Source organism: Leclercia sp. LSNIH8 (assembly GCF_002920195.1).
Lineage (GTDB): Bacteria > Pseudomonadota > Gammaproteobacteria > Enterobacterales > Enterobacteriaceae > Enterobacter.
Map to the genome: position 1 here is coordinate 65,775 of NZ_PQJY01000008.1, position 25,211 is coordinate 90,985.

Below are 25,211 nucleotides of genomic sequence, written 5' to 3' on the forward strand. Positions count from 1 at the left end.
TGGCGCGGAAAAAGCGCATGATAATTTACATTATCTCCTTTATTTCTCCACGTTTGACATCTCCCTTGCCGCTAGAGTGAAGCGGGCTATCTACAATTACGACGCGCAGCAAAACGAGGTCCTATTTTAATGGCGAATTTTTTCATTGATCGCCCCATTTTTGCCTGGGTGCTGGCAATTTTATTGTGCCTGACCGGCACGCTGGCTATTTTTTCTCTCCCTGTTGAGCAGTACCCGGATCTGGCCCCGCCTAACGTGCGGATCACGGCTAACTATCCGGGGGCATCCGCACAAACCCTGGAGAACACCGTTACCCAGGTGATTGAACAGAACATGACGGGCCTCGACAACCTGATGTACATGTCGTCCCAGAGCAGCGCCACCGGCCAGGCATCGATAACGCTCAGCTTTACCGCGGGCGCCGACCCGGATGAAGCGGTGCAGCAGGTGCAGAACCAGCTCCAGTCAGCCTTACGTAAGCTGCCGCAGGCGGTGCAAAACCAGGGCGTGACGGTGCGCAAAACCGGCGATACCAACATCCTGACCATCGCCTTTGTCTCCACTGACGGTTCAATGGATAAGCAGGATATCGCCGACTATGTCGCCAGTAATATTCAGGATCCGCTGAGCCGTATCAACGGCGTGGGGGATATCGACGCCTACGGGTCGCAGTACTCCATGCGCATCTGGCTCGACCCGGCGAAGCTCAACAGCTTCCAGATGACCGCGAAAGATGTCACCGACGCCATTGAATCGCAGAACGCCCAGATTGCGGTGGGTCAGTTGGGGGGCACGCCATCTGTAGATAAGCAGGCCCTGAATGCCACCATTAACTCCCAGTCGCTGTTGCAGACCCCGCAGCAGTTCCGCGATATTACCCTGCGTGTCAATCAGGATGGCTCCGAGGTGCGCCTGGGGGATGTGGCTACCGTGGAGATGGGAGCCGAGAAGTATGATTACCTGAGCCGCTTTAACGGTAAGGCGGCCTCCGGGTTGGGGGTCAAGCTGGCTTCCGGCGCCAACGAGATGGCCACCGCAGAACGGGTTATCGACCGTCTCGACGAGCTGTCGCACTACTTCCCTCACGGGCTGGAGTACAAAATCGCCTACGAGACCACCTCGTTCGTGAAGGCTTCTATTGAGGATGTGGTGAAAACCCTGCTCGAAGCCATCGCGCTGGTGTTCCTGGTCATGTACCTGTTCCTGCAAAACTTCCGCGCAACATTAATCCCCACCATCGCCGTCCCGGTGGTGTTGATGGGCACCTTCACGGTGCTTTACGCCTTTGGCTACAGCATCAACACCCTCACCATGTTTGCGATGGTGCTGGCGATAGGCCTGCTGGTGGATGATGCCATCGTGGTGGTGGAGAACGTCGAACGTATCATGAGCGAAGAGGAGCTCTCGCCCCGGGAAGCGACGCGTAAATCGATGAAGCAGATCCAGGGCGCGCTGGTGGGTATTGCCATGGTGTTGTCGGCAGTATTTGTGCCGATGGCCTTCTTTGGCGGTACCACCGGGGCGATCTACCGTCAGTTCTCGATCACCATCGTGGCGGCGATGGTGCTGTCGGTGCTGGTGGCGATGATCCTCACTCCGGCGCTGTGCGCCACCCTGCTTAAACCCCTGCATAAAGGTGAACACCACGGTCAGAAAGGCTTCTTCGGCTGGTTCAACCGCATGTTTAACCGCAACGCAGCACGCTATGAGGCGGGCGTGGGGCGGGTTCTGCATCGCAGCCTGCGCTGGATGCTGATCTACCTTCTGCTGCTGGGGGGCATGGTTTTCATGTTCCTGCGCCTGCCCACCTCGTTCCTGCCGCTGGAAGACCGGGGTATGTTTATCACCTCCGTGCAGTTACCGAGCGGCTCGACCCAGCAGCAGACCCTGAAGGTGGTGCAGCAGGTGGAGTCGTACTTCTTTAACCAGGAGAAAGACAACGTGCTGTCGGTCTTTGCCACCGTCGGCTCCGGCCCGGGCGGGAACGGACAGAACGTGGCGCGTATGTTTGTCCGTCTGAAAGACTGGGATGAGCGCGATGCCACAACCGGCAGCTCGTTTGCCATTATCGAGCGCGCCACCAAAGCCTTCAGCCGCATTAAAGAGGCGCGGGTCTTTGCCAGCAGCCCACCGGCCATCAGCGGGCTCGGCAGTTCGGCGGGCTTTGATATGGAGCTGCAGGATCACGCCGGGGCCGGACATGATGCATTGATGGCTGCCCGCGACCGTCTGCTGGAGCTGGCCGGAGAAGAACCTTCCCTGACCCGCGTGCGTCACAACGGTCTGGACGACAGTCCGCAGCTGCAGATCGATATCGATCAGCGTAAAGCTCAGGCGCTGGGCGTCTCCATCGATGATATCAATGACACCCTGCAAACCGCGTGGGGTTCGAGCTACGTGAACGACTTTATGGATCGTGGCCGCGTGAAAAAGGTCTACGTGCAGGCGGCGGCCAAATACCGCATGCTGCCGGACGATATCAATCTGTGGTACGTGCGCAATAAAGAGGGCGGCATGGTCCCCTTCTCGGCCTTTGCCACCTCGCGCTGGGAGACAGGCTCACCGCGCCTGGAGCGCTACAACGGCTACGCCGCGGTGGAAATTGTCGGTGAAGCCGCACCGGGCGTCAGTACCGGTACCGCGATGGATGTGATGGAAAATCTGGTGCGGCAGCTGCCTGCCGGATTTGGTCTCGAGTGGACCGCCATGTCCTATCAGGAGCGCCTCTCGGGTGCTCAGGCTCCGGCACTGTATGCCCTGTCGCTGCTGGTGGTATTCCTCTGTCTGGCCGCGCTGTATGAGAGCTGGTCGGTGCCGTTCTCGGTGATGCTGGTAGTGCCGCTGGGGGTTATCGGCGCCCTGCTCGCCACCTGGATGCGCGGCCTGGAAAATGATGTCTATTTCCAGGTAGGGCTGTTAACGGTCATCGGTCTGTCGGCGAAGAACGCCATTTTGATTGTCGAGTTCGCCAACGAGATGAATGAAAAAGGTCAGGAGCTGATGGCCGCCACCCTGGAAGCCTGTCGCCAGCGCCTGCGCCCCATCCTAATGACCTCACTGGCGTTTGTGTTTGGCGTTCTGCCGATGGCAACCAGCTCTGGTGCGGGCTCAAGTAGCCAGCATGCGGTGGGTACCGGGGTAATGGGCGGGATGATTTCGGCCACTGTTCTTGCCATTTACTTTGTTCCGCTGTTCTTTGTTCTGGTACGGCGACGTTTCCCGTTAAAGGAAAAACAAAAATAAGATACTGAAAATAAAAAAGGCGTCCTTACCGGCCGCCTTTTTTGTGTGTTAATTTTCACACTTTTATTATTTAGAAAATTAAGTGCTCTTGCGTTTCTTGCTGAATGTCATTTACGAAGCATGCCTTCGATAAAATCTTTCCAGTTCCCCAGTTCACGTTCAATCATAACTACCTCTCTTATTATTATCGGCCATTCTACGAGAATATATCATCATTGTGAAGAGTTTTTAATCAGTGATACTGCTCTACCCCCGTTGGTACGACTGGCTTGTAGATACTATGGGCCCTTCGCATTAAATTTTATGTGACCAACTGCAATATTTTGAAATAACCTTAATCAGAGCCGGGAAAATAACTTTGTAGTTGTTCTTAAATGCATTTTTGGCCGTCAGCGCTCTATGCAATAAAGGTGAAATAATATTCACGACTTAAGTACAATTTGTCCCGCTGCTGAATATTCAATAAGGTAATAAAACAAATGTGTTATATTTCCACAAACGTCTAACCATCGAAATTACTGAGCAACTGACCATTTTTAAGACAAATGGATTCACCATGATCACCCTGTATGGCATTAAAAATTGCGACACTATCAAAAAAGCCCGCCGCTGGCTGGAGCAAAACAACCTTGAGTACCGTTTTCACGACTATCGCGCCGACGGTATTGATGCTGATTTGATGCAGAAATTTATTGCTGAGCTCGGCTGGGAAGCGCTGCTCAACACGCGCGGCACCACCTGGCGCAAACTGGATGAAAGCCTGCGGGCCAGCATCAACAGTGCCGATAGCGCAGCCGCATTAATGGTGGAAATGCCCGCAATCATCAAACGCCCATTGCTCTGGGCGCCCGGTAAGCCTATGCTGCTGGGTTTCAACGAAAATCAATACCAAACCTATTTTATTGAGGTGTAGTCTATGTCATGCCCGGTCATTGAGCTGACTCAGCAGCTTATTCGCCGCCCCTCCCTGAGCCCTGATGATGCGGGTTGTCAGGCTTTGATGATCGAACGCCTGCGGGCGATTGGTTTTACCGTCGAACCGATGGATTTTGGCGATACGCAAAATTTCTGGGCCTGGCGCGGCCAGGGTGAAACGCTGGCATTTGCCGGACATACCGATGTGGTGCCAGCCGGTGATGCCGATCGCTGGATTAATCCTCCTTTCGAACCGACCATCCGCGACGGCATGCTCTTTGGTCGTGGCGCGGCAGATATGAAAGGATCGCTGGCAGCGATGGTGGTTGCCGCCGAACGTTTCGTGGCGCAGTACCCGAACCATAAAGGCCGCCTGGCGTTTTTGATCACCTCTGATGAAGAGGCCAGCGCTAAAAACGGCACCGTGAAGGTGGTTGAAACGCTGATGGCCCGTAATGAACGTCTGGATTACTGCCTGGTGGGCGAGCCGTCCAGCACCGAAATGGTGGGCGACGTGGTGAAAAATGGCCGTCGTGGGTCTATCACCTGCAACCTGACCATTCACGGCGTCCAGGGTCACGTGGCTTATCCGCATCTGGCCGATAACCCGGTGCACCGCGCCGCGCCGATGCTCGACGAACTGGTTGGTATTGAGTGGGATAAAGGCAATGAATATTTCCCGCCGACCAGCATGCAGATCGCCAACATTCAGGCCGGTACCGGCAGCAACAACGTGATCCCTGGCGATCTCTTTGTGCAGTTCAACTTCCGCTTCAGCACCGAGCTGACGGACGAGATGATCAAAGCCCGCGTCGTGGCCCTGCTGGAGAAACACCAGCTGCGCTACAGCATCGACTGGTGGCTTTCCGGGCAGCCGTTCCTGACCGGGCGCGGCAAACTGGTGGATGCGGTGGTTAACGCCATCGCGCACTATAATGAAATTAAACCGCAACTGCTGACCACAGGCGGTACCTCTGATGGACGTTTTATTGCCCGCATGGGTGCACAGGTGGTCGAACTTGGGCCGGTGAATGCCACGATTCATAAAATCAATGAATGCGTGAATGCCGCTGATTTGCAACTGCTGGCCCGTATGTATCAACGTATCATGGAGCAACTCGTCGCCTGACGATTGCCCCAAAGAAGGATAAGCGAATGGACTGGCTGGCTAAATACTGGTGGATCCTGGTACTGGTTTTTCTGGTAGGCGTACTGCTGAATGTGATCAAGGATCTCAAGCGCGTTGACCACAAGAAATTCCTCGCCAACAAACCCGAACTCCCCCCACATCGTGACTTTAACGACAAGTGGGATGATGAAGACGACTGGCCGAAGAAAGACCAGAAGAAGTAATGCCTTTCCCTCTCCCCAGGCGGGGAGAGGGTTATCCGCTAAAAGAACTCCACGATGTCGTCATCATTGGGCTTGCCGCCGCTGAGCGCTTCATCGAAGTAACGTTTCGGCACGGTAAAACGCAGATGATCCAGCGCAAATTGCATGCTGCGATCGTCAATGGCGTGTCCCAGATCGTCAACAATATCCAGCGTCACATCGCCGCCCGCGCGGATCAGCGCCTCCTGAGCAGCAACCGCATGGGACAGCTCAATCACGCGATCTTCCCCGCCGTGGATCAGATGAATAGTGGTTCTGGTGGTCGCCTGTCCGGGCAAGGTCGCATAGCGGCCATTGAAAGCAATTACCCGCGAGACCAGGCCTGGCTCCGCTTTTATGCTCTCCAGCGCCATAATCGCCCCCTGAGAAAAACCGATCAACGCTGTGGCATCCGCCTTCACACCGCTTTGCTGCTGCCAGTAACGCACCGTTTCGACAAAGGTGGGCATGATGGCATCCACGCGCCCCTGACGGCTCTCTTCGGTCACATCCTGCACGGAAAACCACTGGCGGCCGTTCGGGCCGCAAGGCTCCGGAGCGCCCACGCTCACCACAAGCGCGTCAGGAAACAGTGGCGCAAACCAGCGGCCAATCTCCCCCATATTGACCGGGTTGTCGCCAACGCCATGAAACAGCAGCAGAAGCTGTTTGGCTGGCATAGCGGGGCTCTGGACAACAAAATGGTCATGTTTCATGGCAGTCTCCTTAATGGGTAAGCGGGATTCTACGCCTGACAGGCAGAATGAACATGCCAGTTTACTGATGAAGTTATTGAAAAAATTGCCATTGCAAAACCGTCTGCTTCAGCTCCTGACAGCGCTGACTGTCCAGCTGCGCCAGCGCCTGGCCCGCCTCGCTGCGTAGACGACTCAGTAACGCCTTGCGCCCGTTCAACCCCAGGCTCTGGCTCAGAGCGCCGTCGTCCCGGCCCTGCTCGATTTTGCCCCGCAAGCCAGCCAGGGGCAGAACCGTTGACCGCAGCAGGCGCGTCAGACTGGCAAACGACGCCGTGAGGGGGCGATGCGCAAAAGCAAATCCGGCCAGCTCCAGCCAGTCATCATCATTAAGGGTAGACTCACCCGCGGGCTCTACCGGGATCTTTTCTCCGTTCATGCGTTCAATTACCACGGCATCACGACAGAGCCGCTGATGCTCGCGCTGACACAGCGCCTGCCCCGCCGGGCTAAGCGGCAGGAGTGCCATCGCCGTGAAGCAGCCGCTGCTGGCCTCCCGGTGGCTCCCCATGCGCACCAGCACAAAACCGCAGCGCTGCCAGAAACGCCAGAGCGCGTCGGTGTAACCAAAGCTCACAGAAAGGTAGTCGAGACTCGTCTGCTGGCGGGCCGCGGCCACCAGCGCCCGGCCAATGCCTTCGCGCTGGCGGGCAGGATGGACGGCTACGCGGGTCACCCGTCTCGCGCTCAGCGTTGCCGCCAGGGGCGAGCCCCCGTGTGCCGCCAAAGATTGCGCCACCAGATTGCCGCGCGGACGCCGGAAGCCCGCCCATACCGCCTGGCTGAGCGCCGGGCTTAAGCCTCCCTCCTCCACCAGCCACAGCGCGCCGCAGACGCTCTCCCCTGCCCGGGCGACGGCAAAATGCTGTCCGGGGGCATCCATCATGCGTCGCAGATCGAGGGGGGATGTCCGGTAGTGGGCGGCGCAAAGCAGTTTATAGACCGCCGCCGGGAGCGCAGGAGCGCGGTTCCAGGCCTCCAGCACCAGGGTGGCGTAGCTGATCTCCCCCTGCGGGATGCTGTCGTCGGGCTCATCATCAAACAGCAGCACCTGCGCGATAATGCGCTCCAGCGGGCACCCTGCCGCCCAGCGCACCGGAGTGGAGAGGGTGAAGTAACGCAGCCCGGCAAAACGGGCGCAGAATTTCAGCAGGAACCCCCTGCCGGTGCCCTCATAGCCCTGCACCGTGGTGGTAAGCAGGACCCGGGGAAAGCGCGTCACCAGCCGCTCCAGCAGCGGGCCGGGAATGGCCGCCGCCTCATCAACGATCAACCAGTCGGCATGCTCGTCCGAAGCCAGCAGCGCGTCAGGGGCCATAAAGCGATAGCGCTCACCGCCGAAACGGGCAATGACGTCGGTCGCCGCCCTGGCGGGAGCGGTGACTATGGCGTTGCCCATAATGCGATGCAACAGCATGCCCGCCAGCGCCGACTTGCCGCGCCCGCGTGGAGCGGTGACGGCGGCGACGCCTTCAGGCATGGTAATGAGCTGGTCGAGTATCGCGGCCTGCTCGCTCTGGGGCTCGCCGCTGGCCGGATGCCAGTCGGATGCGGGTGGCGTTGGCGTAAGCATAAAAGGCTCGCCCTGCTGCCAGCGTAACACCTGCGGATCGCCCAGGATGTGGTGGCAGAAGCGGTCAATAAAGCGCGGCGTAGGGATGGGCTCTGGCCTGTCGCTCCAGCGCAGGGAATCCTGGTCGGGAATTTTTGGCCACTGCGTCAGGGCGGGGGTGAGTAAAACCAATAGACTGCCGGCGCGCAGGGTGCCCGCCACGGCAGCAAAGGCTGAGACGTCGAAGCCGTGCCGGGCGTCGAAGATAGCGTGAAGAAACTCGCGGCCCAGCAGCTGATGCAGCGCCTGAGGCGCGCAGGATGGCGGCTGCGGGGCATCAGCGCCAATCCACAGCCACTCCCCGGGATAGTCCTCTTTCATTAGCAGCGCCTGCTGCTGCGTCCATGTTTCATCCCCGCTCAGCACCAGCAGTCGCCGGTGCCCTTCCCGCGCCAGTTGTTCAGGCAGGCCTGATAAATTCATCCCTGACATTGAAGATTACAGCGCCTTGCCGAAGGTATTGCATTGTGCCGGATCGCCGCCGTCAAAGCCCTTTTTGAACCAGTTATAGCGCTGTTCTGACGTGCCGTGCGTAAAGCTGTCTGGCACGACATGGCCCTGACTTTGCTGTTGCAGGCGGTCATCGCCAATGGCATGGGCGGCGTTGAGGGCCTCTTCCAGATCGCCCGCCTCCAGCACGCCCTCCTGCTGCATCTTGTGACCCCATACACCGGCGAAGCAGTCGGCCTGCAGCTCCATGCGTACCGACAGGGCATTCACCTCTCTCTCGCTGGCATTCTGCTGGAGCTGACGCACTTTAGGTTCAATCCCGAGTAGTTTTTGCACGTGATGGCCGACTTCATGGGCGATAACATAGCCCTGGGCAAAGTCGCCGTCGGCGCCCAGCTTATGTTTCATGTCATCGTAGAAGGAGAGATCGATATAGACGGTAGAGTCAGCAGGACAGTAGAACGGCCCCATGACCGATTGTCCGGTGCCGCAGCCGGTGCGGGTGGCGCCGCGATACATCACCAGCTTCGGTTGCTGGTAAGTACGCCCCATTTTTTCGAACAGCTGGCCCCAGGTATCTTCCGTGGTGGCGAGAATGACCGACGTAAATTTCGCCGCCTCGTCTTCGCTCGGGCTGATGGAGCGCGTTGCCTGCTGCTGTTGCTGCATCGGTTGCCCGGTTAACAGCCCGCTCAAGTCGACCCCGTAGTAGCCCGCCACCACGACCACCAGCAAAATAATAATGCCGCCCTTGCCTCCCGGCAGGCGAAATCCCGGGCCGCCCATTGACGGGCCCCCACTGCTGCGTCTGTCATCCACATTGTCACTTTCACGACGCCCTTGCCAGCGCATAATCCCACCTCGAAAAATATCATCTTGATAATAAGTATGATCGTAGGCGCTTCGAAGCAAGATTACCACAGGAAACAGGAGTGAGATGCCAGAGGAGGCTGTGCTCCTCTGGCAGGTAAGGCAGGATTAATCGAGTTTAACACCCAGACGGTGAGCAACGGCTTCGTACGCTTCAATCAGGCCACCCAGGCTTTGGCGGAAGCGGTCTTTGTCCATTTTATCCAGGGTCTCTTTGTCCCACAGGCGGCTGCCGTCCGGGGAGAATTCATCACCCAGAACCACCTCACCTTTATACAATCCGAATTCCAGTTTGAAGTCGACCAGGATGAGGCCCGCGTCGTCAAACAGCTTCTTCAGCACGTCGTTGGCTTTGAAGGTCAGCTCCTGCATACGCGCCAGATTCTCTTTGCTCACCCAGCCAAAGGTTTCGCAGTAAGATTCGTTGACCATCGGGTCGTGCATGGCGTCGTTTTTCAGGAACAGGTCGAACAGCGGTGGGTTCAGCTCCATGCCCTCTTCGATGCCCAGACGCTTCACCAGGGAGCCCGCGGCGCGGTTACGGACGACACATTCAACCGGCACCATGTCCAGCTTCTTCACCAGACACTCTGTATCGGACAGTAACGCTTCCATCTGCGTCGGGATACCCGCCTCTTCGAGCTTGCTCATAATGAAATGGTTGAACTTGTTGTTCACCATGCCTTTACGGTCAAACTGCTCAATGCGCGCGCCATCTCCTGCTGACGTATCATTGCGGAACTCGAGCACCAACAGATCCGGGTTTTCGGTGCTGTATACGGTTTTCGCTTTGCCACGATACAACTCAGCTTGCTTCTGCATCTTCATTACTCCTGGTGTGATGATTTGTGTTCAAAACTGGAGATATTATGCCACGCACACGTTTGCGTAGCACGAAAATTAAAAGGGCTGGATTAACCAGCCCTTTTTTTACTTGTTGAATGCCGCCTGAAGGACAGCGACCAGCGCATCATTCTGCGACTGGGTCAGGGTATGGCCTTTCGGATCGATAAACTGCAGGCTGCTACGGTTATCCAGATCGCCGACCTGAAGTTTGTAATCGCCCGAAGCCAGACCCGGATCGCGTACGCCCAGCTCTTCCCAGTTGCTGTCAGAGAGCGGTTTGTAGGTGAGCGTCATGCTGCCGGTTGAGCGGGTGCTGTCGGTGACTTTCATGCCGACACGCTCAAGGGTAGAAGGCAGACGCTGCCAGACCTGGTTGAACGGACCACGCACCACCAGCATTGGCAGACCGGTATCGTCGGCAGCGCTCTGCACGTCGAAGGTGGCACCATTACGGTTCTGAGCAGCATTCGCCGCGTCGGTGGCGCTCTTATCAAGACCCGCAGCAATCACGTTAAGCAGCTCGGTACTGTAACGCTGCATGGATGCCGCGTCGGCAACCGGTTTGCCCGCCTGCTCCAGGTTGATGAGTTTAACCACCACCGCCTGCTGATAACCCTGAGGTTTAACAGAGACTTGATAGCGCCCACGGTACTGTTGATCTTCATCCAGACGGCTCCATTCGATCCAGTCTGTCGTCAGCGTCTGGCTGGCATCGTCGCGCTGAGTGATCGCATAGTTCTTCGACTGAAGTACGCTCACCACCTGCGGCCACAGCCCGGCATTGCGCGCGCTCTCAACCTGCAGCGTCGCGGTATCGCCGGTGAACTGAGTACGCGCCCCGCTTACCAGCGCCAGAGGCTGTGCTGGCGGACGAATATCAAGCGCTTTGCCTACCGCGCCGCTACCGTTGGCAACCGGAATGTTGTAGTCGCCATTCTGAATGGGCAGGATCATGCCAGCAGGTGCATGAAGTTCAGCAAGCGGCGCAGCATCCAGATAGGATTCATCACCGCTCACCTGGCGCTTGTAGCGTGAATCTGAGCTACAGGCCGCGAGCAGCATAACAAGCGAAACACCCGCAACCTTCGCCAGGCGCGACTTCTGTACTGAGTAAGCCATCAAATCTCCCTAAACTTTACAGCAGACCGGCATGCTTCAGCGCCGCAGTGACCGTTTCACGACCGTGGTCGGTAATCGGGGTCATTGGCAGACGCAGCGTATCGGTCGCTACAAGTCCCAACTCCTTACATGCCCATTTCACTGGGATTGGATTGGGTTCGACAAATAATTTGTTGTGCAGCGGCATCAGACGCTGGTTAATCACACGCGCTTCCTGGAAATGACCAGCCGCAGCCAGTTTACACATTTCAGCCATATCGCGGGCTGCAACGTTAGAGGTCACGGAAATCACGCCGTGGCCGCCAAGCTGCATAAAGTCCAGCGAGGTCGCATCATCGCCACTCAGCAGAATAAAGTCGTCTGAAACCAGCTCTTTGATCTGATGAACGCGGCTTAAGTTCCCGGTCGCCTCTTTAATACCGATAATATTTTTTACTTTCGCGAGGCGGCCTACCGTTTCTGGCAGCATATCGCAGCCAGTGCGCGACGGCACATTATACAGAATTTGTGGCAAGTCAGTATGTTCAGCGATGGCTTTGAAATGCTGGAACAGACCTTCCTGGGTTGGGCGGTTGTAGTATGGGGTTACCGTCAGGCAACCTACTACGCCGCTATCGTTGAAGCGCTGGGTCAGGCTGATGGCTTCAGCCGTGGCGTTGGCGCCCGTACCGGCGATAACCGGGATACGCCCGTCAGCCAGTTCAAGGGTCATCAACACCACTTCGCCATGCTCTTCGTGGCTCAACGTAGCAGACTCACCGGTAGTCCCTACCGAAACAATCGCCGAGGTTCCGCTGGCGACATGATAATCAATCAGTTTCTTCAGGCTTGACCGGCAGACATTACCTTTCTCATCCATCGGTGTTACAAGCGCGACAATACTTCCCGTGAACATGGGCCATCCTCTGTGCGTACAAGAGCCTCAATGGTACGTTTGGTGCTGTAATAAAAGCAAGCGACGTGAGACCTCCAGGTTATTGTATGCCGGTTTTTTTTATGCTTTCCTTAGAAAGACTAAACCACGCAAAGGAAGAACAGGTTTGACAACCTCATCACAACATTACCTGGTTATTACTGCGCTGGGTGCCGACAGGCCGGGGATCGTGAACACCATTACCCGCCACGTCAGTAGCTGCGGATGCAACATCGAAGACAGCCGCCTGGCGATGCTGGGTGAAGAGTTCACTTTCATCATGCTGCTTTCCGGGTCGTGGAATGCGATCACCCTGATTGAATCGACCCTGCCGTTAAAAGGCGCAGAGCTGGATCTGCTGATCGTGATGAAGCGCACCACCGCGCGCCCGCAGCCTGCCCTGCCGGCTACCGTCTGGGTCCAGGTGGAAGTGACTGACTCCCCGCATTTAATCGAACGCTTTACCGCCCTGTTTGACAGCCACCAGATGAATATCGCCGAGCTGGTCTCGCGGACGCAACCGGGCAAAGATGACACCGTGCCGAAACTGTTTATTCAGATCACCGCCCACAGCCCGGCGTCGCGGGATGCCTCAAATATCGAGCAAGCGTTCAAAGCCCTCTGTACAGAACTGAATGCGCAAGGCAGTATTAACGTCGTCAATTATTCCCAGCATGAACAGGATGGAGTTGAGTAATGAATCCACTGAAAGCCGGTGACATCGCACCGAAATTTAGCTTGCCCGATCAAGACGGTGAGCAAGTAAATTTGACCGACTTCCAGGGACAGCGTGTACTGGTCTATTTCTACCCGAAAGCCATGACCCCAGGCTGTACCGTACAAGCCTGCGGCTTACGCGATAACATGGACGAGTTGAAAACCGCCGGCGTCGAAGTGCTGGGTATCAGCACCGACAAGCCGGAAAAACTGTCTCGTTTCGCCGAAAAAGAGCTGCTTAACTTCACGCTGCTTTCTGACGAAGATCACCAGGTTTGCAACGCGTTTGGCGTCTGGGGTGAGAAAACCTTTATGGGTAAAACCTATGACGGTATCCACCGCATCAGCTTCCTGATCGACGCTGACGGCAAAGTTGAACACGTGTTTGATGACTTCAAAACCAGCAATCACCACGATGTGGTGCTGGAGTGGGTGAAAGCGAACGCCTGATTCGGCTCTTCGCTTGTTTCGCCGGGTGACGCTACGCTTACCCGGCCTACAAAACCCGTAGGCCCGTGCAAGCGTTAGCGCCGCCGGGCAACAGCCTACTCCTCCATTGCCGGCACATCCGGCCAGGCATGCACCACCGCTTTGACTAGCGTTGCCAGCGGGATCGCGAAGAAGACTCCCCAGAATCCCCATAATCCGCCAAAAATCACCACCGACAGAATAATGACGAGCGGATGCAGGTTTACCGCTTCCGAGAACAGCACCGGCACCAGCAGGTTTCCGTCCAGCCCCTGAATGATCAGATAGACGACGAAACAGCTCCAGAACTCGGTGCCCAGACCAAACTGGAAGAGCGCCACGCCCACCACCGGAATGGTGACCACAAACGCCCCGATATAGGGAATCAGAACCGAGAAGCCCACCAGCACCGCCAGCAGCAGCGAGTAGTTCAGGCCGAAGATTAAGAAGCCAATCCAGGTGGCAACCCCAACGACAATCATCTCCAGCACTTTACCGCGAATGTAGTTGGTGATCTGCTGGTTCATCTCCTTCCACACCTGCCCTGCCAGCCCACGGTTACGCGGCAGGACGCGGCGCACCGCGTTAAGCATCTGATCTTTGTCCTTGACCAGGAAGAAGACCATCAGCGGCACCAGCACCAGATAGACCGCCAGCGTCAGCAGCCCCACCAGCGACGCGAGGGAGAATTTCACCACCGTATCCCCCATCGTCATGATGCGGGTGCGCATGTTCTCGGCCATGGCATCGATAATGCCCGCATCCATCAGGGCCGGATAGCGGCGCGGCAGGGTGGCGGCAAAATCAGAGAGTTTGCTGAGCATCCCCGGCATATCGCGGATGAGATTGATCCCCTGCTGCCAGGCGATCGGCAATACTACAAAGGACATCACCATCAGGATGCCAACAAAAAAGACCAGCACGATGATGCTGGCCCAGCGGCGGGAACAGCCAATATTTTCCAGCCGGACGGTAGGCCACTCCAGTAAATAGGCGAGCACGATCGCCACCAGTAGCGGCGCCAGCAGCCCGCTAAAGAAGAAGAGGATGCCAAAACCGGCAACCAGAATAACCAGCAAAGCAATGGCCTCGGGGTCGCTAAAACGACGGCGGTACCACTGCATTAATAACTCGAGCATTCAACCCTTCCCTGAAGATATTGGCGGAACGTAAAGGGTGAATTGTATCGAAGAGTTAATGAAAAAACTTTCGCTTTTTCTTGCTCCGTCACAAAACGCAAAAGCCTGAAAAGAGGGATTTTCTTATCGCCCTGAGGCGCATACACTTGCAGAGCAGCCGCAGATGAACGATATGCGGGTTCTTCGGTCAAATTAGCACACCCACCAGACAGGACAGAGGTTATGTTCAGGCAGTTGAAAAAAACGTTGGTTGCGACGCTCATCGCTGCGCTGACCGCTGGCCAGATGATGCCAGCCTTCGCTGACTCTGCAGACGCATTGCCGGATATGGGCACCTCGGCAGGAAGCACGCTCTCCATTGGTCAGGAGATGCAAATGGGCGATTTCTACGTGCGCCAACTGCGCGGCAGTGCGCCGCTGATCAACGATCCATTGCTGGTGCAGTACATTAATTCGCTGGGGATGCGCCTTGTCTCCCACGCGAATTCGGTAAAGACCCCTTTCCACTTCTATTTGATCAATAACGACGAGATCAACGCCTTCGCCTTCTTCGGCGGCAACGTGGTGCTGCACTCGGCGTTATTCCGCTATGCCGACAACGAAAGCCAGCTGGCCTCGGTGATGGCGCACGAAATTTCTCACGTCACCCAGCGTCACCTGGCGCGCGCGATGGAAGATCAGAAGCGCAGCGCCCCGCTCACCTGGGTGGGCGCACTGGGCTCTATTCTGCTGGCGATGGCGAGCCCGCAAGCAGGTATGGCCGCGCTGACCGGTACCCTGGCGGGAACCCGTCAGGGGATGATCAGCTTTACCCAGCAGAATGAACAGGAAGCGGACCGCATCGGTATTCAGGTACTGCAACGCTCCGGCTTCGACCCGCAGGCGATGCCGAACTTCCTCGAAAAGTTACTCGACCGGGCGCGCTACTCCTCGCGTCCGCCGGAAATTCTGCTGACTCACCCCCTGCCGGAAAGCCGTCTCTCGGATGCCCGCAACCGCGCCAACCAGATGCGTCCGGTGGTGGTACAGTCCTCAGAAGATTTCTATATGGCGAAGGTCAGAACCCTCGGCATGTACAACTCGGGGCGCAACCAGCTGACCAACGATCTGCTGGATGCCCTGAACAAAGGCAACGTGCGTGAACAGCGTGCCGCCCGGTATGGCCGTGCCTTACAGGCAATGGAGGCCAGCAATTATGACGAGGCGCGCAAAAACCTGCAGCCGCTGCTGGCCGCAGAGGCCAACAATGCCTGGTATCTTGATCTGGCAACTGACATCGACTTAGGGCAGAAAAAAGCCCAGGATGCGATCAACCGTCTGAAAGGCGCCCGTGATCTGCGCAATAACCCGGTCCTGCAACTCAACCTGGCGAATGCTTACTTACAGGGTGGACAGCCGCAGGAAGCCGCGCCCATTCTCAACCGCTACACCTTCAATAATAAAGATGATCCTAACGGCTGGGATCTGCTGGCCCAGGCGGAAGCCGCGCTCGGCCATCGCGATCAGGAGCTGGCTGCCCGTGCCGAAGGTTATGCCCTGGCCGGACGTCTGGATCAGGCCATCTCCCTGCTGAGCAGCGCCAGCTCGCAGGTGAAACTCGGCAGCCTGCAACAGGCTCGTTACGATGCCCGTATCGATCAGTTGCGCCAGCTGCAGCAGCGCTATCGCGCGTATGAAAAGATGTAAAAGGAGAAAAGATGTCAGACGCGGTTACGATCTACCATAACCCTCGCTGCTCAAAGAGCCGCGAAACCCTGAACCTGCTGAAAGCCAACGGCGTTGAGCCGCAGGTGGTGCTCTATCTGGATACGCCGCCGGATGCCGACACCCTCCGCACGCTGCTTGCCCAACTGGGAATGACCAGCGCCAGAGCGTTAATGCGCCAGAAAGAGGAGCTTTACAGAGAGTTGGGTCTGGCAGACAGCGCGCTTAGTGAAGAGGCGTTAATTCAGGCGATGGTGGAGCATCCCAAGCTGATTGAGCGCCCGATTGTGGTGGCCAACGGCCAGGCCCGGATTGGACGCCCGCCTGAGCAGGTGCTTGAGATTGTGAAGTAAGCAGGATTGGCCCGGTAGCGCGTGCGCCGGGCCTAAAGATTGAGAATGTCTTTCACAAAAGGAATGGTGAGTTTCCGCTGGGCAGTGATGGATGCCTTATCCAGCTGATCGAGGGTCATAAACAGCGTACGCATCTCGCGATCTAAACGTTTTAGCAGAAAACGCCCCACATCTTCCGGCAGTTCAAATCCCCGTAACCGCGCCCGCAGCTGCAAAGCCTGCAGTTTATCCTCATCGGAAAGCGGCTGTAATTTGTAGATTTGTCCCCAGTCGAGACGCGAAGCCAGATCGGCCAGCCCGAGATTCAGCTGACGCGGCGGTCGATCGCCAGTGATCAGCAGCCGGGTCTTTCCGGACTCCAGAATGCGGTTATAGAGATTGAAAATCGCCATTTCCCACAGCTCATCCCCCGCCACGCATTCGATATTGTCGATGCAAACCAGCGACAGCTGTTCCATTCCATCGAGCACCTCCGGCACAAACCAGGTGCGTTTATCCAGCGGCACATAGCCGACCGCATCCCCGCGCTGAGAAAGTTCAGCGCAGGCGGCGTGCAGCAGATGGCTGCGCCCTGCACCTTCGCGTGACCAGATATAGATGTAACCGCTGTGCTCCTGGCGCAACACGTTTTGCAGTGCAGCCAGTAAAGAGGGGTTATCACCCGGCCAGAAACTCGCGAAAGTCTCGTCGTCGGGAAGATAGAGTGGCAAAGAGAGCTGTGCCGGTGCGTTCAGAAATACCTCAACCAGGTCTTACTCGGAATCGGCCCAGAGTTTAACACGGAACAAGCGGGGAGAGAACCGGGCGGATCGGCCGCCCGGTTGCAGGATCAATGGGAGATTTTTTCGCTCTCTTCGGCGTCCAGCACTACCTCTTCCGGGCGCAGAACGGAGATCAGCTTGAAGATGAGGGCCAGACCGATACCGACGATGGTCGCCAGCGCCATGCCTTTCAGCTCGGCGGCGCCAATGTGCACCTTGGCACCGCTGACGCCGATAATCAGGATCACCGAGGTCAGGATCAGGTTTTGCGCTTTGCTGTAGTCAACTTTTGAGTCGATCAGAACGCGAATACCGGAGGCGCCGATTACCCCGTACAGCAGCAGTGAAACACCGCCCATGACCGGAACCGGGATAATCTGGATAGCCGCCGCCAGTTTGCCCACGCAGGAGAGCAGGATAGCGAAAATCGCCGCACCGCCGATAACCCAGGTGCTGTACACACGAGTAATGGCCATCACGCCGATATTCTCACCGTAGGTGGTGTTTGGCGTGGAGCCGAAGAAACCGGAGATAATGGTCGAGAAGCCGTTGGCAAACATCGAGCGGTGCAGACCCGGGTCGCGAATCAGGTCGCGCTTGACGATATTGGCCGTCACCACCAGGTGACCGACGTGCTCGGCAATCACCACCAGCGCAGCAGGCAGAATGGTGAAGATGGCAAACCACTCAAAGCGCGGGGTGTAGAAAGTTGGCAGCGCGAACCAGTGGGCCTGCGCAATCGGGGTGGTATCCACAACGCCCATCGCGAAGGAGAGCGCATAGCCTGCCAGTACGCCGATCAGGATCGGGATAATTGCCATAAAACCGCGGAACAATACGGAGCCAAAGACCGTCACGCCCAGCGTTACCAGCGAGATAGTAATGGTTTTAGTATCCGGGGATTGCCCGTCTGCAGGCAGCAGACCCGCCATGTTCGCCGCCACACCGGCCAGCTCAAGACCGATGACGGCAACGATTGCGCCCATCGCCGCAGGGGGGAACATCACATCCAGCCAGCCAGTCCCCGCTTTCTTCACAATGAAAGCCACCAGACAGAACAGCACGCCGCACATAATGAAACCACCCAGCGCCACTTCATAGCCTAACGGCAGCAACAGCAAGACCGGGGAGATAAAGGCAAAGCTGGAGCCCAGGTAGGCCGGGATCTTACCTTTACAAATAAAGAGATAAAGCAGCGTACCGATGCCGTTAAACAGCAGCACGGTGGCCGGGTTAATGTGGAACAGAATGGGCACCAGCACGGTTGCACCAAACATCGCAAACAGGTGCTGCAAACTAAGCGGGATTGTCTGTAAAAGTGGCGGTCTTTCACTCACCCCGATAGCACGGCGCGTCATAGAATCTTCCTCAAGTGTTGTTTGTTTTAAGCGGTTGGGTTTTTTATTCAAAAAAAAGCCGACTATCAAAGTCGGCTTCTTTTTCGTTATTCACTTATTTAGTACCAAAAATCTTATCGCCGGCATCGCCGAGTCCCGGGATGATGTACCCGTGCTCGTTCAGGCCCTGATCGACAGAGGCGGTGTACAGTTCAACGTCCGGGTGCGCTTTTTCCAGCGCGGCAATGCCTTCCGGCGCGGCAACCAGTACCAATACTTTGATGCTGCTACAGCCCGCATTTTTCAGCAGATCGATGGTGGCGATCATGGAGCCACCGGTGGCCAGCATCGGGTCAACGACCAGCGCCATACGCTCGTCGATATTGGAGACCAGCTTCTGGAAATAAGGCACCGGTTCCAGCGTCTCTTCGTTACGGTAGATGCCAACCACGCTGATACGCGCGCTCGGAACGTGCTCCAGCACGCCTTCCATCATGCCCAGACCTGCGCGCAGGATTGGCACAACGGTAATTTTTTTGCCTTTGATCTGCTCAACCTGTACCGGGCCGTTCCAGCCTTCAATAGTGACAGTTTCGGTTTCCAGATCGGAGGTTGCTTCATAGGTCAGTAAGCTGCCAACTTCAGAGGCCAGTTCACGAAAGCGCTTAGTGCTGATGTCATGCTCACGCATCAGGCCCAGCTTGTGTTTAACGAGTGGGTGTTTCACTTCCACAATCTTCATTCTCTTTCTCCTTCGGGTGGCAGCCACAAAAAAAATCGCCGGATTATACCGCTTTTTTCGGATAGCGCCATACCCATCTTGCTTGACCGGGATCAACCAAAGTGAATTAGAGGCTGTCAGAAAGTATAAAAGAGACAAAAAAAACCGGCGGGGGATCGCCGGCTTTTGTGCGGGGTTTCGCCCGGCGGCGCTGCGCCTGCACGGGCCTACGGTTTTGTAGGCCGGGTAAGACGAAGCCGCCACCCGGCAGTGGTGTTTAAAGCGATTCGCCGTTGCTGGCGATCACCTTTTGATACCAGGCGAACGACTTTTTCTTGCTGCGATTCAGCGTGCCGTTGCCTTCGTTGTCTTTATCGACATAGATAAAGCCATAGCGTTTTTTCATCTCGCCCGTTCCGGCAGAGACCAGATCGATACAGCCCCACGGGGTGTAACCCATCAGATCCACGCCATCTTCCACCACCGCTTTTTTCATCTCACGGATATGGGCGCTGAGATAGTCAATGCGGTACTGGTCATTGACCGTGCCGTCACTCTCCAGCACGTCGATGGCGCCAAACCCGTTCTCGACAATAAACAGCGGCAGCTGGTAGTGATCCCAGAACCAGTTCAGGGAGTAACGCAGCCCCACCGGATCAATCTGCCAGCCCCAGTCCGATTTCTGCACATAGGGGTTGGAGACCAGGCTTTTGCTTTCGTCGTAGTCGAGCTGCGGGTTATCTTCCGTGGCTTTGGTGGCAAACGACATGTAGTAGCTGAAGCCGATGTAATCCACGCAGCCCTGCTTCAGTGCCGCTTTATCCTCTTCGGTGATATCCAGCGCAAAACCGCGACGGGCAAAGTAGTTCAGCAGATGCTGCGGATAGGCGCCGCGCACGTGCACATCGGTGAACCAGTAGCGGCGGTGCATGGCGTTCATCGCCATCATCATGTCGTTCGGGGCGCAGGTCAGGGGATAGATCGGACACATGGCGATCATGCAGCCAATTTTCAGCGTCGGGTTGATGTCGCGTCCGGCTTTTACCGCCAGGGCGCTGGCCACCAGCTCATAGTGCGCCGCCTGGAACATCACCGGCTCACGATCCTCACCCGGCTGGTACTTCAGCCCGGAGTTGGTAAACGGGGCGAAATCTTCGTGGAAGTTGGCCTGGTTGTTGATCTCGTTAAAGGTCATCCAGTACTTCACTTTGTGCTGATAGCGCTCGAACACCACGCTGGCAAAGCGCACAAAGAAGTCGATCAGTTTGCGGTTACGCCAGCCGCCGTACTCTTTCACCAGGTGATAAGGCATTTCGAAGTGCGAGAGGGTAATCACCGGCTCGATGCCATGCTTCAGGCACTCATCAAACAGATCGTCGTAAAACTGGAGCCCTGCCTCATTGGGTTGCTGTTCATCGCCTTTCGGGAAAATACGCGTCCAGGCAATGGAGGTGCGGAAACATTTAAAGCCCATTTCCGCGAACAGCTGGATGTCGTCTTTGTACCGGTGATAGAAATCGATGGCTTCATGGTTGGGGTAGTTTTTGCCCGGCAGTACGCCGTCGGTAATTTCGCGGGGGACGCCGTGGGCGCCAGCGGTCATCACGTCTGCCACGCTCGTGCCCTTCCCGCCCTCCTGCCAGCCGCCTTCAAGTTGATGCGCCGCCACCGCGCCGCCCCACAGAAAACCCTCTTTGAATCCTGACATGCGATATCCCTCATTCAGCGTTAATTATCGGCAAAAAAGAGTACAGAAACCGGTTTCAGTGAAATGATGTGCATTCACTGGCAGGGTTGCAAGAATAAGAATGTACCCGGTTTCATTTTCGTGAACAGGTTCAAGTTTGTCCGCTAAGAGGCGATTTTTACTCGATTTTCAGGCGCACGATTTTCTGTTGCAGAATGGGCTCGCAAACGTTTGCCTGGACTGTTAGAATTGCGCCGATTTTTCTTATATCGCAATGCAATCGCGTGGGGACTTGAGCCGTGACCAACAAAACTTCTCTCAGCTACAAAGATGCCGGTGTAGATATTGACGCAGGTAATGCGCTGGTTGACCGTATCAAAGGGGTAGTTAAAAAAACCCGCCGCCCGGAAGTGATGGGAGGTCTGGGAGGATTCGGCGCACTGTGCGCGCTGCCGCAAAAATACCGTGAACCGGTTCTGGTCTCAGGCACCGACGGCGTGGGCACCAAGCTGCGTCTGGCGATGGATCTGAAACGCCACGACACCATCGGTGTTGACCTGGTCGCGATGTGCGTGAACGACCTGGTGGTTCAGGGCGCTGAGCCGCTGTTCTTCCTCGACTACTACGCGACCGGCAAGCTGGACGTCGACACCGCAGCCAGCGTCATCAGCGGTATCGCAGAAGGCTGTCTGCAGTCTGGCTGTGCGCTGGTAGGCGGTGAAACCGCTGAAATGCCGGGCATGTACCACGGCGACGATTACGACGTTGCTGGCTTCTGCGTGGGCGTTGTCGAAAAATCAGAGATCATTGACGGCAGCAAAGTGACCGACGGCGACGTGCTGATTGCGCTGGGCTCCAGTGGCCCGCACTCTAACGGCTACTCCCTGGTGCGTAAAATTGTTGAAGTGAGCGGCTGCGACCCGCTGACCACCGAGCTGGAAGGCAAACCGCTGGCGGATCACCTGCTCGAACCGACCCGCATCTATGTGAAATCCATTCTGGAGCTGATTGAGAACGTGGACGTTCACGCGATTGCCCACCTGACCGGCGGCGGCTTCTGGGAAAACATTCCGCGCGTGCTGCCGGACAACACCCAGGCGGTGATCGACGAATCTTCCTGGCAGTGGCCGGCAGTATTCAACTGGCTGCAGGATGCCGGTAACGTCAGCGATCACGAGATGTATCGCACCTTCAACTGCGGCGTGGGGATGGTTATCGCCCTGCCGGCAAGCGAAGTGGACAATGCCCTGGCGCTGCTGCAGGCGAAAGGTGAAAACGCGTGGAAAATCGGTATCATCAAAGCGTCTGATTCCGAACAGCGTGTGGTCATTGAATGAAAAATATAGTGGTGCTCATTTCCGGTAACGGAAGTAATTTGCAGGCTATCATCGATGCCTGCAAACAGAAGAAGATCAACGGCACCCTCCGCGCAGTATTCAGTAACAAGGCCGATGCATACGGCCTTGAGCGTGCCCGCGACGCGGGCATTGCCGCGCATGCGCTCAGCGCCGCCCAGTTTGCCAGCCGCGAGGCGTTTGACCGCGAGCTGATGCAGGAGATCGACGCCTACGCCCCGGACGTGGTGGTGCTGGCTGGCTACATGCGGATCTTAAGCCCGGCGTTTGTCGCGCACTATGCCGGACGTCTGCTGAATATCCACCCTTCCCTGCTGCCAAAATATCCCGGCCTGAATACCCACCGTCAGGTGCTGGATAACGGCGACCTGGAGCACGGCACCTCGGTCCATTTCGTTACCGACGAACTGGACGGTGGCCCGGTGATCCTGCAGGCGAAAGTGCCGGTGTTTGAAGGCGACAGCGAAGAGGATGTGACCGCCCGGGTGCAGACCCAGGAGCATGCCATCTACCCGCTGGTGGTAAGCTGGTTTGTTGACGGTCGCCTGGAAATGCGCGACGGCGCCGCCTGGCTGGACGGCGCGCCGTTATCCCCGCAAGTTCACGCGGCGGAAGAGTAAACTTTTGCCGGGTGGCGTTATCGCTTACCCGGCCTACAGCACCTTTTGCCCCGCCAACTCTCTATTATCCCTCAAGAAAAAATTTAACTGTCATACTTTTCTGACACAGTTGGACATATTGTGGAAATGCTCGCCATAATAAAGGCGAGACGGATTTACCACGTCCTGTGATTGAACTGGAGTGTGAGTAGTAATGGGTCAGGAAAAGTTATACATCGAGAAAGAGCTAAGCTGGTTAGCATTCAACGAGCGCGTGCTTCAGGAAGCGGCCGACAAAAGTAACCCGCTGATTGAGCGCATGCGTTTTCTGGGGATTTACTCCAATAACCTGGACGAGTTCTATAAAGTTCGCTTTGCTGAACTGAAGCGTCGAATCATCATTAGCGAAGAGCAGGGTTTAAACTCGAATTCGCGTCATCTGCTGGGCAAGATCCAGTCCAGGGTCCTGAAAGCCGACCAGGAATTTGACAGCCTGTATAACGAATTGCTGCTGGAGATGGCACGCAATCAAATCTTCCTGATTAACGAGCGACAGCTCTCGGTTAACCAGCAGAGCTGGCTGCGCCACTATTTCAAACAGTATCTGCGCCAGCACATCACCCCGATTCTGATTAACCGCGAAACCGATCTGGTGCAGTTCCTGAAAGATGACTACACCTACCTGGCGGTAGAGATTATCCGCGGCGACAGCATCCGCTATGCGCTGCTGGAGATCCCGTCAGACAAAGTGCCGCGCTTCGTCAACCTGCCGCCGGAGACGCCACGCCGCCGCAAACCGATGATCCTGCTGGATAACATCCTGCGCTACTGCCTTGACGATATCTTCAAGGGCTTCTTCGATTATGATGCCCTGAACGCCTATTCGATGAAGATGACCCGTGACGCCGAGTACGACCTGGTGCACGAGATGGAGGCCAGCCTGATGGAGCTGATGTCCTCCAGCCTCAAGCAGCGTCTGACGGCGGAGCCGGTGCGCTTTGTTTATCAGCGCGATATGCCCGATGCCATGGTCGATATGCTGCGCGAAAAGCTGACCATCTCCCGCTACGACTCCATCGTGCCGGGCGGTCGCTATCACAACTTCAAAGACTTTATCGGCTTCCCGAACGTCGGCAAAGCCAACCTGGTGAACAAGCCGCTGCCCCGCCTGCGCCACATCTGGTTTGATAAGTTCCGTAACGGCTTCGACGCCATTCGCGAGCGCGACGTCCTGCTCTACTATCCGTACCATACCTTTGAGCATGTGCTGGAGCTGATGCGTCAGGCGTCGTTCGACCCCAACGTGCTGGCGATTAAAATCAATATCTACCGCGTGGCGAAAGATTCCCGCATTATCGATGCGATGATCCACGCTGCCCACAACGGCAAAAAAGTGACCGTGGTGGTGGAGCTGCAGGCACGTTTCGATGAAGAGGCCAATATCCACTGGGCCCGTCGTCTGACCGAAGCGGGCGTGCACGTGATCTTCTCGGCTCCTGGGCTGAAGATCCACGCCAAGCTGTTCCTCATCTCCCGTAAAGAGGGCGATGACGTGGTGCGTTATGCTCATATCGGCACCGGTAACTTCAACGAAAAGACCGCGCGCATCTATACCGACTACTCGCTGCTCACTGCCGATGCGCGGATCACCAACGAGGTGCGTCGGGTATTTAACTTTATCGAAAACCCGTATCGCCCGGTCAGCTTCGACTATCTGCTGGTCTCCCCGCAGAACTCCCGTCGTCTGCTGTATGACATGATCGACCGCGAGATCGCCAATGCACAAAACGGCCAGCCAGCCGGCATTACGCTGAAGCTGAACAACCTGGTCGATAAAGGGCTGGTGGATCGCCTGTATGCCGCCTCCAGTTCGGGAGTTCAGGTTAATCTGCTGATCCGCGGCATGTGCTCGCTGATCCCCGATCTTGAGGGCATCAGTGAAAATATTCGCGTCGTCAGCATCGTCGATCGCTATCTTGAGCACGATCGGATCTATATTTTTGAGAACGGCGGCGATAAACGCGTCTACCTCTCTTCCGCCGACTGGATGACGCGAAACATCGATTACCGAATTGAAGTAGCGGCCCCGCTGCTCGATCCGCGGCTGAAGCAACAAATTCTTGATATTATCGACCTGTTGTTAAGTGATACTGTAAAAGCACGTTATGTCGATAAAGAACTGAGTAACCGCTATGTGCCGCGCGGCAATCGCCGTAAAGTACGGGCACAGCTGGCGATTTACGACTATATCAAATCACTCGAGCAACCCGATTAAC

Annotated in this window: 23 protein-coding genes; 11 read left to right on the plus strand and 12 right to left on the minus strand. The window is 56.5% G+C overall.

Translation table 11 applies throughout. The features are described 5' to 3' along the window. The first annotated feature begins 129 nt into the window (after window positions 1–129). Window positions 130–3,243 (plus strand): multidrug efflux RND transporter permease AcrD, encoded by a 3,114-nt coding sequence (acrD, locus tag C3406_RS19870; RefSeq protein ID WP_103824663.1) that lies wholly within the window; start codon window positions 130–132, stop codon window positions 3,241–3,243. A gap of 107 nt (window positions 3,244–3,350) precedes the next feature. Here acrD and ypfM read toward each other — a convergent pair whose 3' ends face one another. Beyond that, window positions 3,351–3,410: a protein YpfM gene (gene ypfM / locus C3406_RS19875; protein WP_015572204.1), complete on the minus strand. Its 60-nt coding sequence runs from the start codon at window positions 3,408–3,410 to the stop codon at window positions 3,351–3,353. Window positions 3,411–3,799: 389 nt separating this feature from the next. On the opposite strand from ypfM, the gene C3406_RS19880 reads away from it, so the two are divergent. Genes C3406_RS19880 through C3406_RS19890 form a run of 3 tightly spaced genes read left to right on the plus strand, consistent with a single transcriptional unit; the run spans window position 3,800 to window position 5,511 of the window. Beyond that, complete coding sequence (locus tag C3406_RS19880; RefSeq protein ID WP_103824662.1) at window positions 3,800–4,156, plus strand: ArsC family reductase; 357 nt, start codon at window positions 3,800–3,802, stop codon at window positions 4,154–4,156. A 3-nt stretch (window positions 4,157–4,159) separates the two neighbouring features. Beyond that, the gene (gene dapE, locus C3406_RS19885) at window positions 4,160–5,287 is read left to right on the plus strand and encodes a succinyl-diaminopimelate desuccinylase (RefSeq protein ID WP_103824661.1); all 1,128 of its coding nucleotides are present in this window, start codon (window positions 4,160–4,162) and stop codon (window positions 5,285–5,287) included. 26 nt (window positions 5,288–5,313) lie between these two features. Then, window positions 5,314–5,511 carry a YpfN family protein gene (locus C3406_RS19890; protein ID WP_039029679.1) on the plus strand — a complete coding sequence of 66 codons (198 nt, stop codon included), beginning with the start codon at window positions 5,314–5,316 and terminating at the stop codon, window positions 5,509–5,511. Window positions 5,512–5,549: 38 nt separating this feature from the next. Here C3406_RS19890 and ypfH read toward each other — a convergent pair whose 3' ends face one another. The 6 genes from ypfH to dapA form a co-directional block, all read right to left on the minus strand. Beyond that, on the minus strand, window positions 5,550–6,245 hold the full coding sequence (gene ypfH / locus C3406_RS19895) for an esterase (RefSeq protein WP_103824660.1): 696 nt from the start codon (window positions 6,243–6,245) through the stop codon (window positions 5,550–5,552). A 73-nt stretch (window positions 6,246–6,318) separates the two neighbouring features. Next, the gene (locus C3406_RS19900; protein ID WP_476629945.1) at window positions 6,319–8,319 is read right to left on the minus strand and encodes a tRNA(Met) cytidine acetyltransferase TmcA; all 2,001 of its coding nucleotides are present in this window, start codon (window positions 8,317–8,319) and stop codon (window positions 6,319–6,321) included. Between the two features lie 15 nt (window positions 8,320–8,334). Next, window positions 8,335–9,198 (minus strand): KPN_02809 family neutral zinc metallopeptidase, encoded by an 864-nt coding sequence (ypfJ, locus tag C3406_RS19905; RefSeq protein WP_103824658.1) that lies wholly within the window; start codon window positions 9,196–9,198, stop codon window positions 8,335–8,337. A 126-nt stretch (window positions 9,199–9,324) separates the two neighbouring features. Further along, entirely contained in the window at window positions 9,325–10,038 is a 714-nt protein-coding gene (purC, locus tag C3406_RS19910) for a phosphoribosylaminoimidazolesuccinocarboxamide synthase (protein WP_103180677.1), read from the minus strand. A gap of 108 nt (window positions 10,039–10,146) precedes the next feature. Then, complete coding sequence (bamC, locus tag C3406_RS19915) at window positions 10,147–11,181, minus strand: outer membrane protein assembly factor BamC (RefSeq protein WP_103824657.1); 1,035 nt, start codon at window positions 11,179–11,181, stop codon at window positions 10,147–10,149. Window positions 11,182–11,197: 16 nt separating this feature from the next. Continuing rightward, on the minus strand, window positions 11,198–12,076 hold the full coding sequence (gene dapA / locus C3406_RS19920; RefSeq protein WP_103180679.1) for a 4-hydroxy-tetrahydrodipicolinate synthase: 879 nt from the start codon (window positions 12,074–12,076) through the stop codon (window positions 11,198–11,200). A gap of 145 nt (window positions 12,077–12,221) precedes the next feature. Here dapA and C3406_RS19925 point away from each other — a divergent pair, with 145 nt between their 5' ends. Then, window positions 12,222–12,791 (plus strand): glycine cleavage system transcriptional repressor, encoded by a 570-nt coding sequence (locus C3406_RS19925; protein ID WP_197080105.1) that lies wholly within the window; start codon window positions 12,222–12,224, stop codon window positions 12,789–12,791. Beyond that, on the plus strand, window positions 12,791–13,261 hold the full coding sequence (bcp, locus tag C3406_RS19930) for a thioredoxin-dependent thiol peroxidase (protein WP_039029687.1): 471 nt from the start codon (window positions 12,791–12,793) through the stop codon (window positions 13,259–13,261). Before C3406_RS19925 ends, bcp begins: the two co-directional genes overlap by 1 nt. 95 nt (window positions 13,262–13,356) lie before the next feature. On the opposite strand, the gene C3406_RS19935 is transcribed toward bcp, so the two are convergent. Beyond that, a complete protein-coding gene (locus C3406_RS19935; RefSeq protein ID WP_103824655.1) occupies window positions 13,357–14,418 on the minus strand; it encodes an AI-2E family transporter in 1,062 nt (353 codons plus the stop codon). 222 nt (window positions 14,419–14,640) lie between these two features. Between C3406_RS19935 and bepA the strand changes: the two genes are divergently transcribed. Both bepA and arsC read left to right on the plus strand, forming a co-directional pair. Then, window positions 14,641–16,104: a beta-barrel assembly-enhancing protease gene (bepA, locus tag C3406_RS19940; protein WP_103824654.1), complete on the plus strand. Its 1,464-nt coding sequence runs from the start codon at window positions 14,641–14,643 to the stop codon at window positions 16,102–16,104. 11 nt (window positions 16,105–16,115) lie between these two features. Then, the gene (gene arsC, locus C3406_RS19945; RefSeq protein ID WP_103824653.1) at window positions 16,116–16,475 is read left to right on the plus strand and encodes an arsenate reductase (glutaredoxin); all 360 of its coding nucleotides are present in this window, start codon (window positions 16,116–16,118) and stop codon (window positions 16,473–16,475) included. A gap of 32 nt (window positions 16,476–16,507) precedes the next feature. Here the strand turns inward: arsC and C3406_RS19950 are convergent, their stop codons facing one another. The 4 genes from C3406_RS19950 to C3406_RS19965 all read right to left on the minus strand — a co-directional run bounded on the left by C3406_RS19950 (window position 16,508) and on the right by C3406_RS19965 (window position 21,002). Beyond that, window positions 16,508–17,209, minus strand: coding sequence for a DnaA inactivator Hda (locus C3406_RS19950; RefSeq protein WP_214422612.1), 702 nt, complete (start codon window positions 17,207–17,209; stop codon window positions 16,508–16,510). Window positions 17,210–17,304: 95 nt separating this feature from the next. After that, window positions 17,305–18,594, minus strand: coding sequence for a uracil permease (gene uraA / locus C3406_RS19955; RefSeq protein ID WP_103824652.1), 1,290 nt, complete (start codon window positions 18,592–18,594; stop codon window positions 17,305–17,307). Between the two features lie 94 nt (window positions 18,595–18,688). After that, window positions 18,689–19,315 (minus strand): uracil phosphoribosyltransferase, encoded by a 627-nt coding sequence (gene upp / locus C3406_RS19960; RefSeq protein ID WP_032613066.1) that lies wholly within the window; start codon window positions 19,313–19,315, stop codon window positions 18,689–18,691. A 256-nt stretch (window positions 19,316–19,571) separates the two neighbouring features. Further along, a complete protein-coding gene (locus C3406_RS19965) occupies window positions 19,572–21,002 on the minus strand; it encodes a 6-phospho-beta-glucosidase (RefSeq protein ID WP_103824651.1) in 1,431 nt (476 codons plus the stop codon). Window positions 21,003–21,280: 278 nt separating this feature from the next. Here C3406_RS19965 and purM point away from each other — a divergent pair, with 278 nt between their 5' ends. From purM to ppk1, 3 genes are all read left to right on the plus strand, one after another. Further along, window positions 21,281–22,318: a phosphoribosylformylglycinamidine cyclo-ligase gene (purM, locus tag C3406_RS19970; protein WP_103824650.1), complete on the plus strand. Its 1,038-nt coding sequence runs from the start codon at window positions 21,281–21,283 to the stop codon at window positions 22,316–22,318. Next, window positions 22,315–22,956: a phosphoribosylglycinamide formyltransferase gene (purN, locus tag C3406_RS19975; protein WP_103824649.1), complete on the plus strand. Its 642-nt coding sequence runs from the start codon at window positions 22,315–22,317 to the stop codon at window positions 22,954–22,956. The genes purM and purN overlap by 4 nt, the downstream gene beginning before the upstream one ends. Before the next feature lie 193 nt (window positions 22,957–23,149). Next, window positions 23,150–25,210 carry a polyphosphate kinase 1 gene (gene ppk1, locus C3406_RS19980; protein ID WP_103824648.1) on the plus strand — a complete coding sequence of 687 codons (2,061 nt, stop codon included), beginning with the start codon at window positions 23,150–23,152 and terminating at the stop codon, window positions 25,208–25,210. The last annotated feature ends 1 nt before the right edge of the window (window position 25,211 follow it).

Excerpts from the sequence above, each read along its gene's own strand:
- acrD (WP_103824663.1), top strand. The coding sequence starts at position 130 with ATGGCGAATTTTTTCATTGATCGCCCCATTTTTGCCTGGGTGCTGGCA.
- C3406_RS19880 (WP_103824662.1), top strand. The coding sequence starts at position 3,800 with ATGATCACCCTGTATGGCATTAAAAATTGCGACACTATCAAAAAAGCC.
- dapE (WP_103824661.1), top strand. The coding sequence starts at position 4,160 with ATGTCATGCCCGGTCATTGAGCTGACTCAGCAGCTTATTCGCCGCCCC.
- C3406_RS19890 (WP_039029679.1), top strand. The coding sequence starts at position 5,314 with ATGGACTGGCTGGCTAAATACTGGTGGATCCTGGTACTGGTTTTTCTG.
- ypfH (WP_103824660.1), bottom strand. The coding sequence starts at position 6,245 with ATGAAACATGACCATTTTGTTGTCCAGAGCCCCGCTATGCCAGCCAAA.
- C3406_RS19900 (WP_476629945.1), bottom strand. The coding sequence starts at position 8,319 with ATGAATTTATCAGGCCTGCCTGAACAACTGGCGCGGGAAGGGCACCGG.
- ypfJ (WP_103824658.1), bottom strand. The coding sequence starts at position 9,198 with ATGCGCTGGCAAGGGCGTCGTGAAAGTGACAATGTGGATGACAGACGC.
- purC (WP_103180677.1), bottom strand. The coding sequence starts at position 10,038 with ATGCAGAAGCAAGCTGAGTTGTATCGTGGCAAAGCGAAAACCGTATAC.
- bamC (WP_103824657.1), bottom strand. The coding sequence starts at position 11,181 with ATGGCTTACTCAGTACAGAAGTCGCGCCTGGCGAAGGTTGCGGGTGTT.
- dapA (WP_103180679.1), bottom strand. The coding sequence starts at position 12,076 with ATGTTCACGGGAAGTATTGTCGCGCTTGTAACACCGATGGATGAGAAA.
- bcp (WP_039029687.1), top strand. The coding sequence starts at position 12,791 with ATGAATCCACTGAAAGCCGGTGACATCGCACCGAAATTTAGCTTGCCC.
- C3406_RS19935 (WP_103824655.1), bottom strand. The coding sequence starts at position 14,418 with ATGCTCGAGTTATTAATGCAGTGGTACCGCCGTCGTTTTAGCGACCCC.
- bepA (WP_103824654.1), top strand. The coding sequence starts at position 14,641 with ATGTTCAGGCAGTTGAAAAAAACGTTGGTTGCGACGCTCATCGCTGCG.
- arsC (WP_103824653.1), top strand. The coding sequence starts at position 16,116 with ATGTCAGACGCGGTTACGATCTACCATAACCCTCGCTGCTCAAAGAGC.
- uraA (WP_103824652.1), bottom strand. The coding sequence starts at position 18,594 with ATGACGCGCCGTGCTATCGGGGTGAGTGAAAGACCGCCACTTTTACAG.
- upp (WP_032613066.1), bottom strand. The coding sequence starts at position 19,315 with ATGAAGATTGTGGAAGTGAAACACCCACTCGTTAAACACAAGCTGGGC.
- C3406_RS19965 (WP_103824651.1), bottom strand. The coding sequence starts at position 21,002 with ATGTCAGGATTCAAAGAGGGTTTTCTGTGGGGCGGCGCGGTGGCGGCG.
- purN (WP_103824649.1), top strand. The coding sequence starts at position 22,315 with ATGAAAAATATAGTGGTGCTCATTTCCGGTAACGGAAGTAATTTGCAG.
- ppk1 (WP_103824648.1), top strand. The coding sequence starts at position 23,150 with ATGGGTCAGGAAAAGTTATACATCGAGAAAGAGCTAAGCTGGTTAGCA.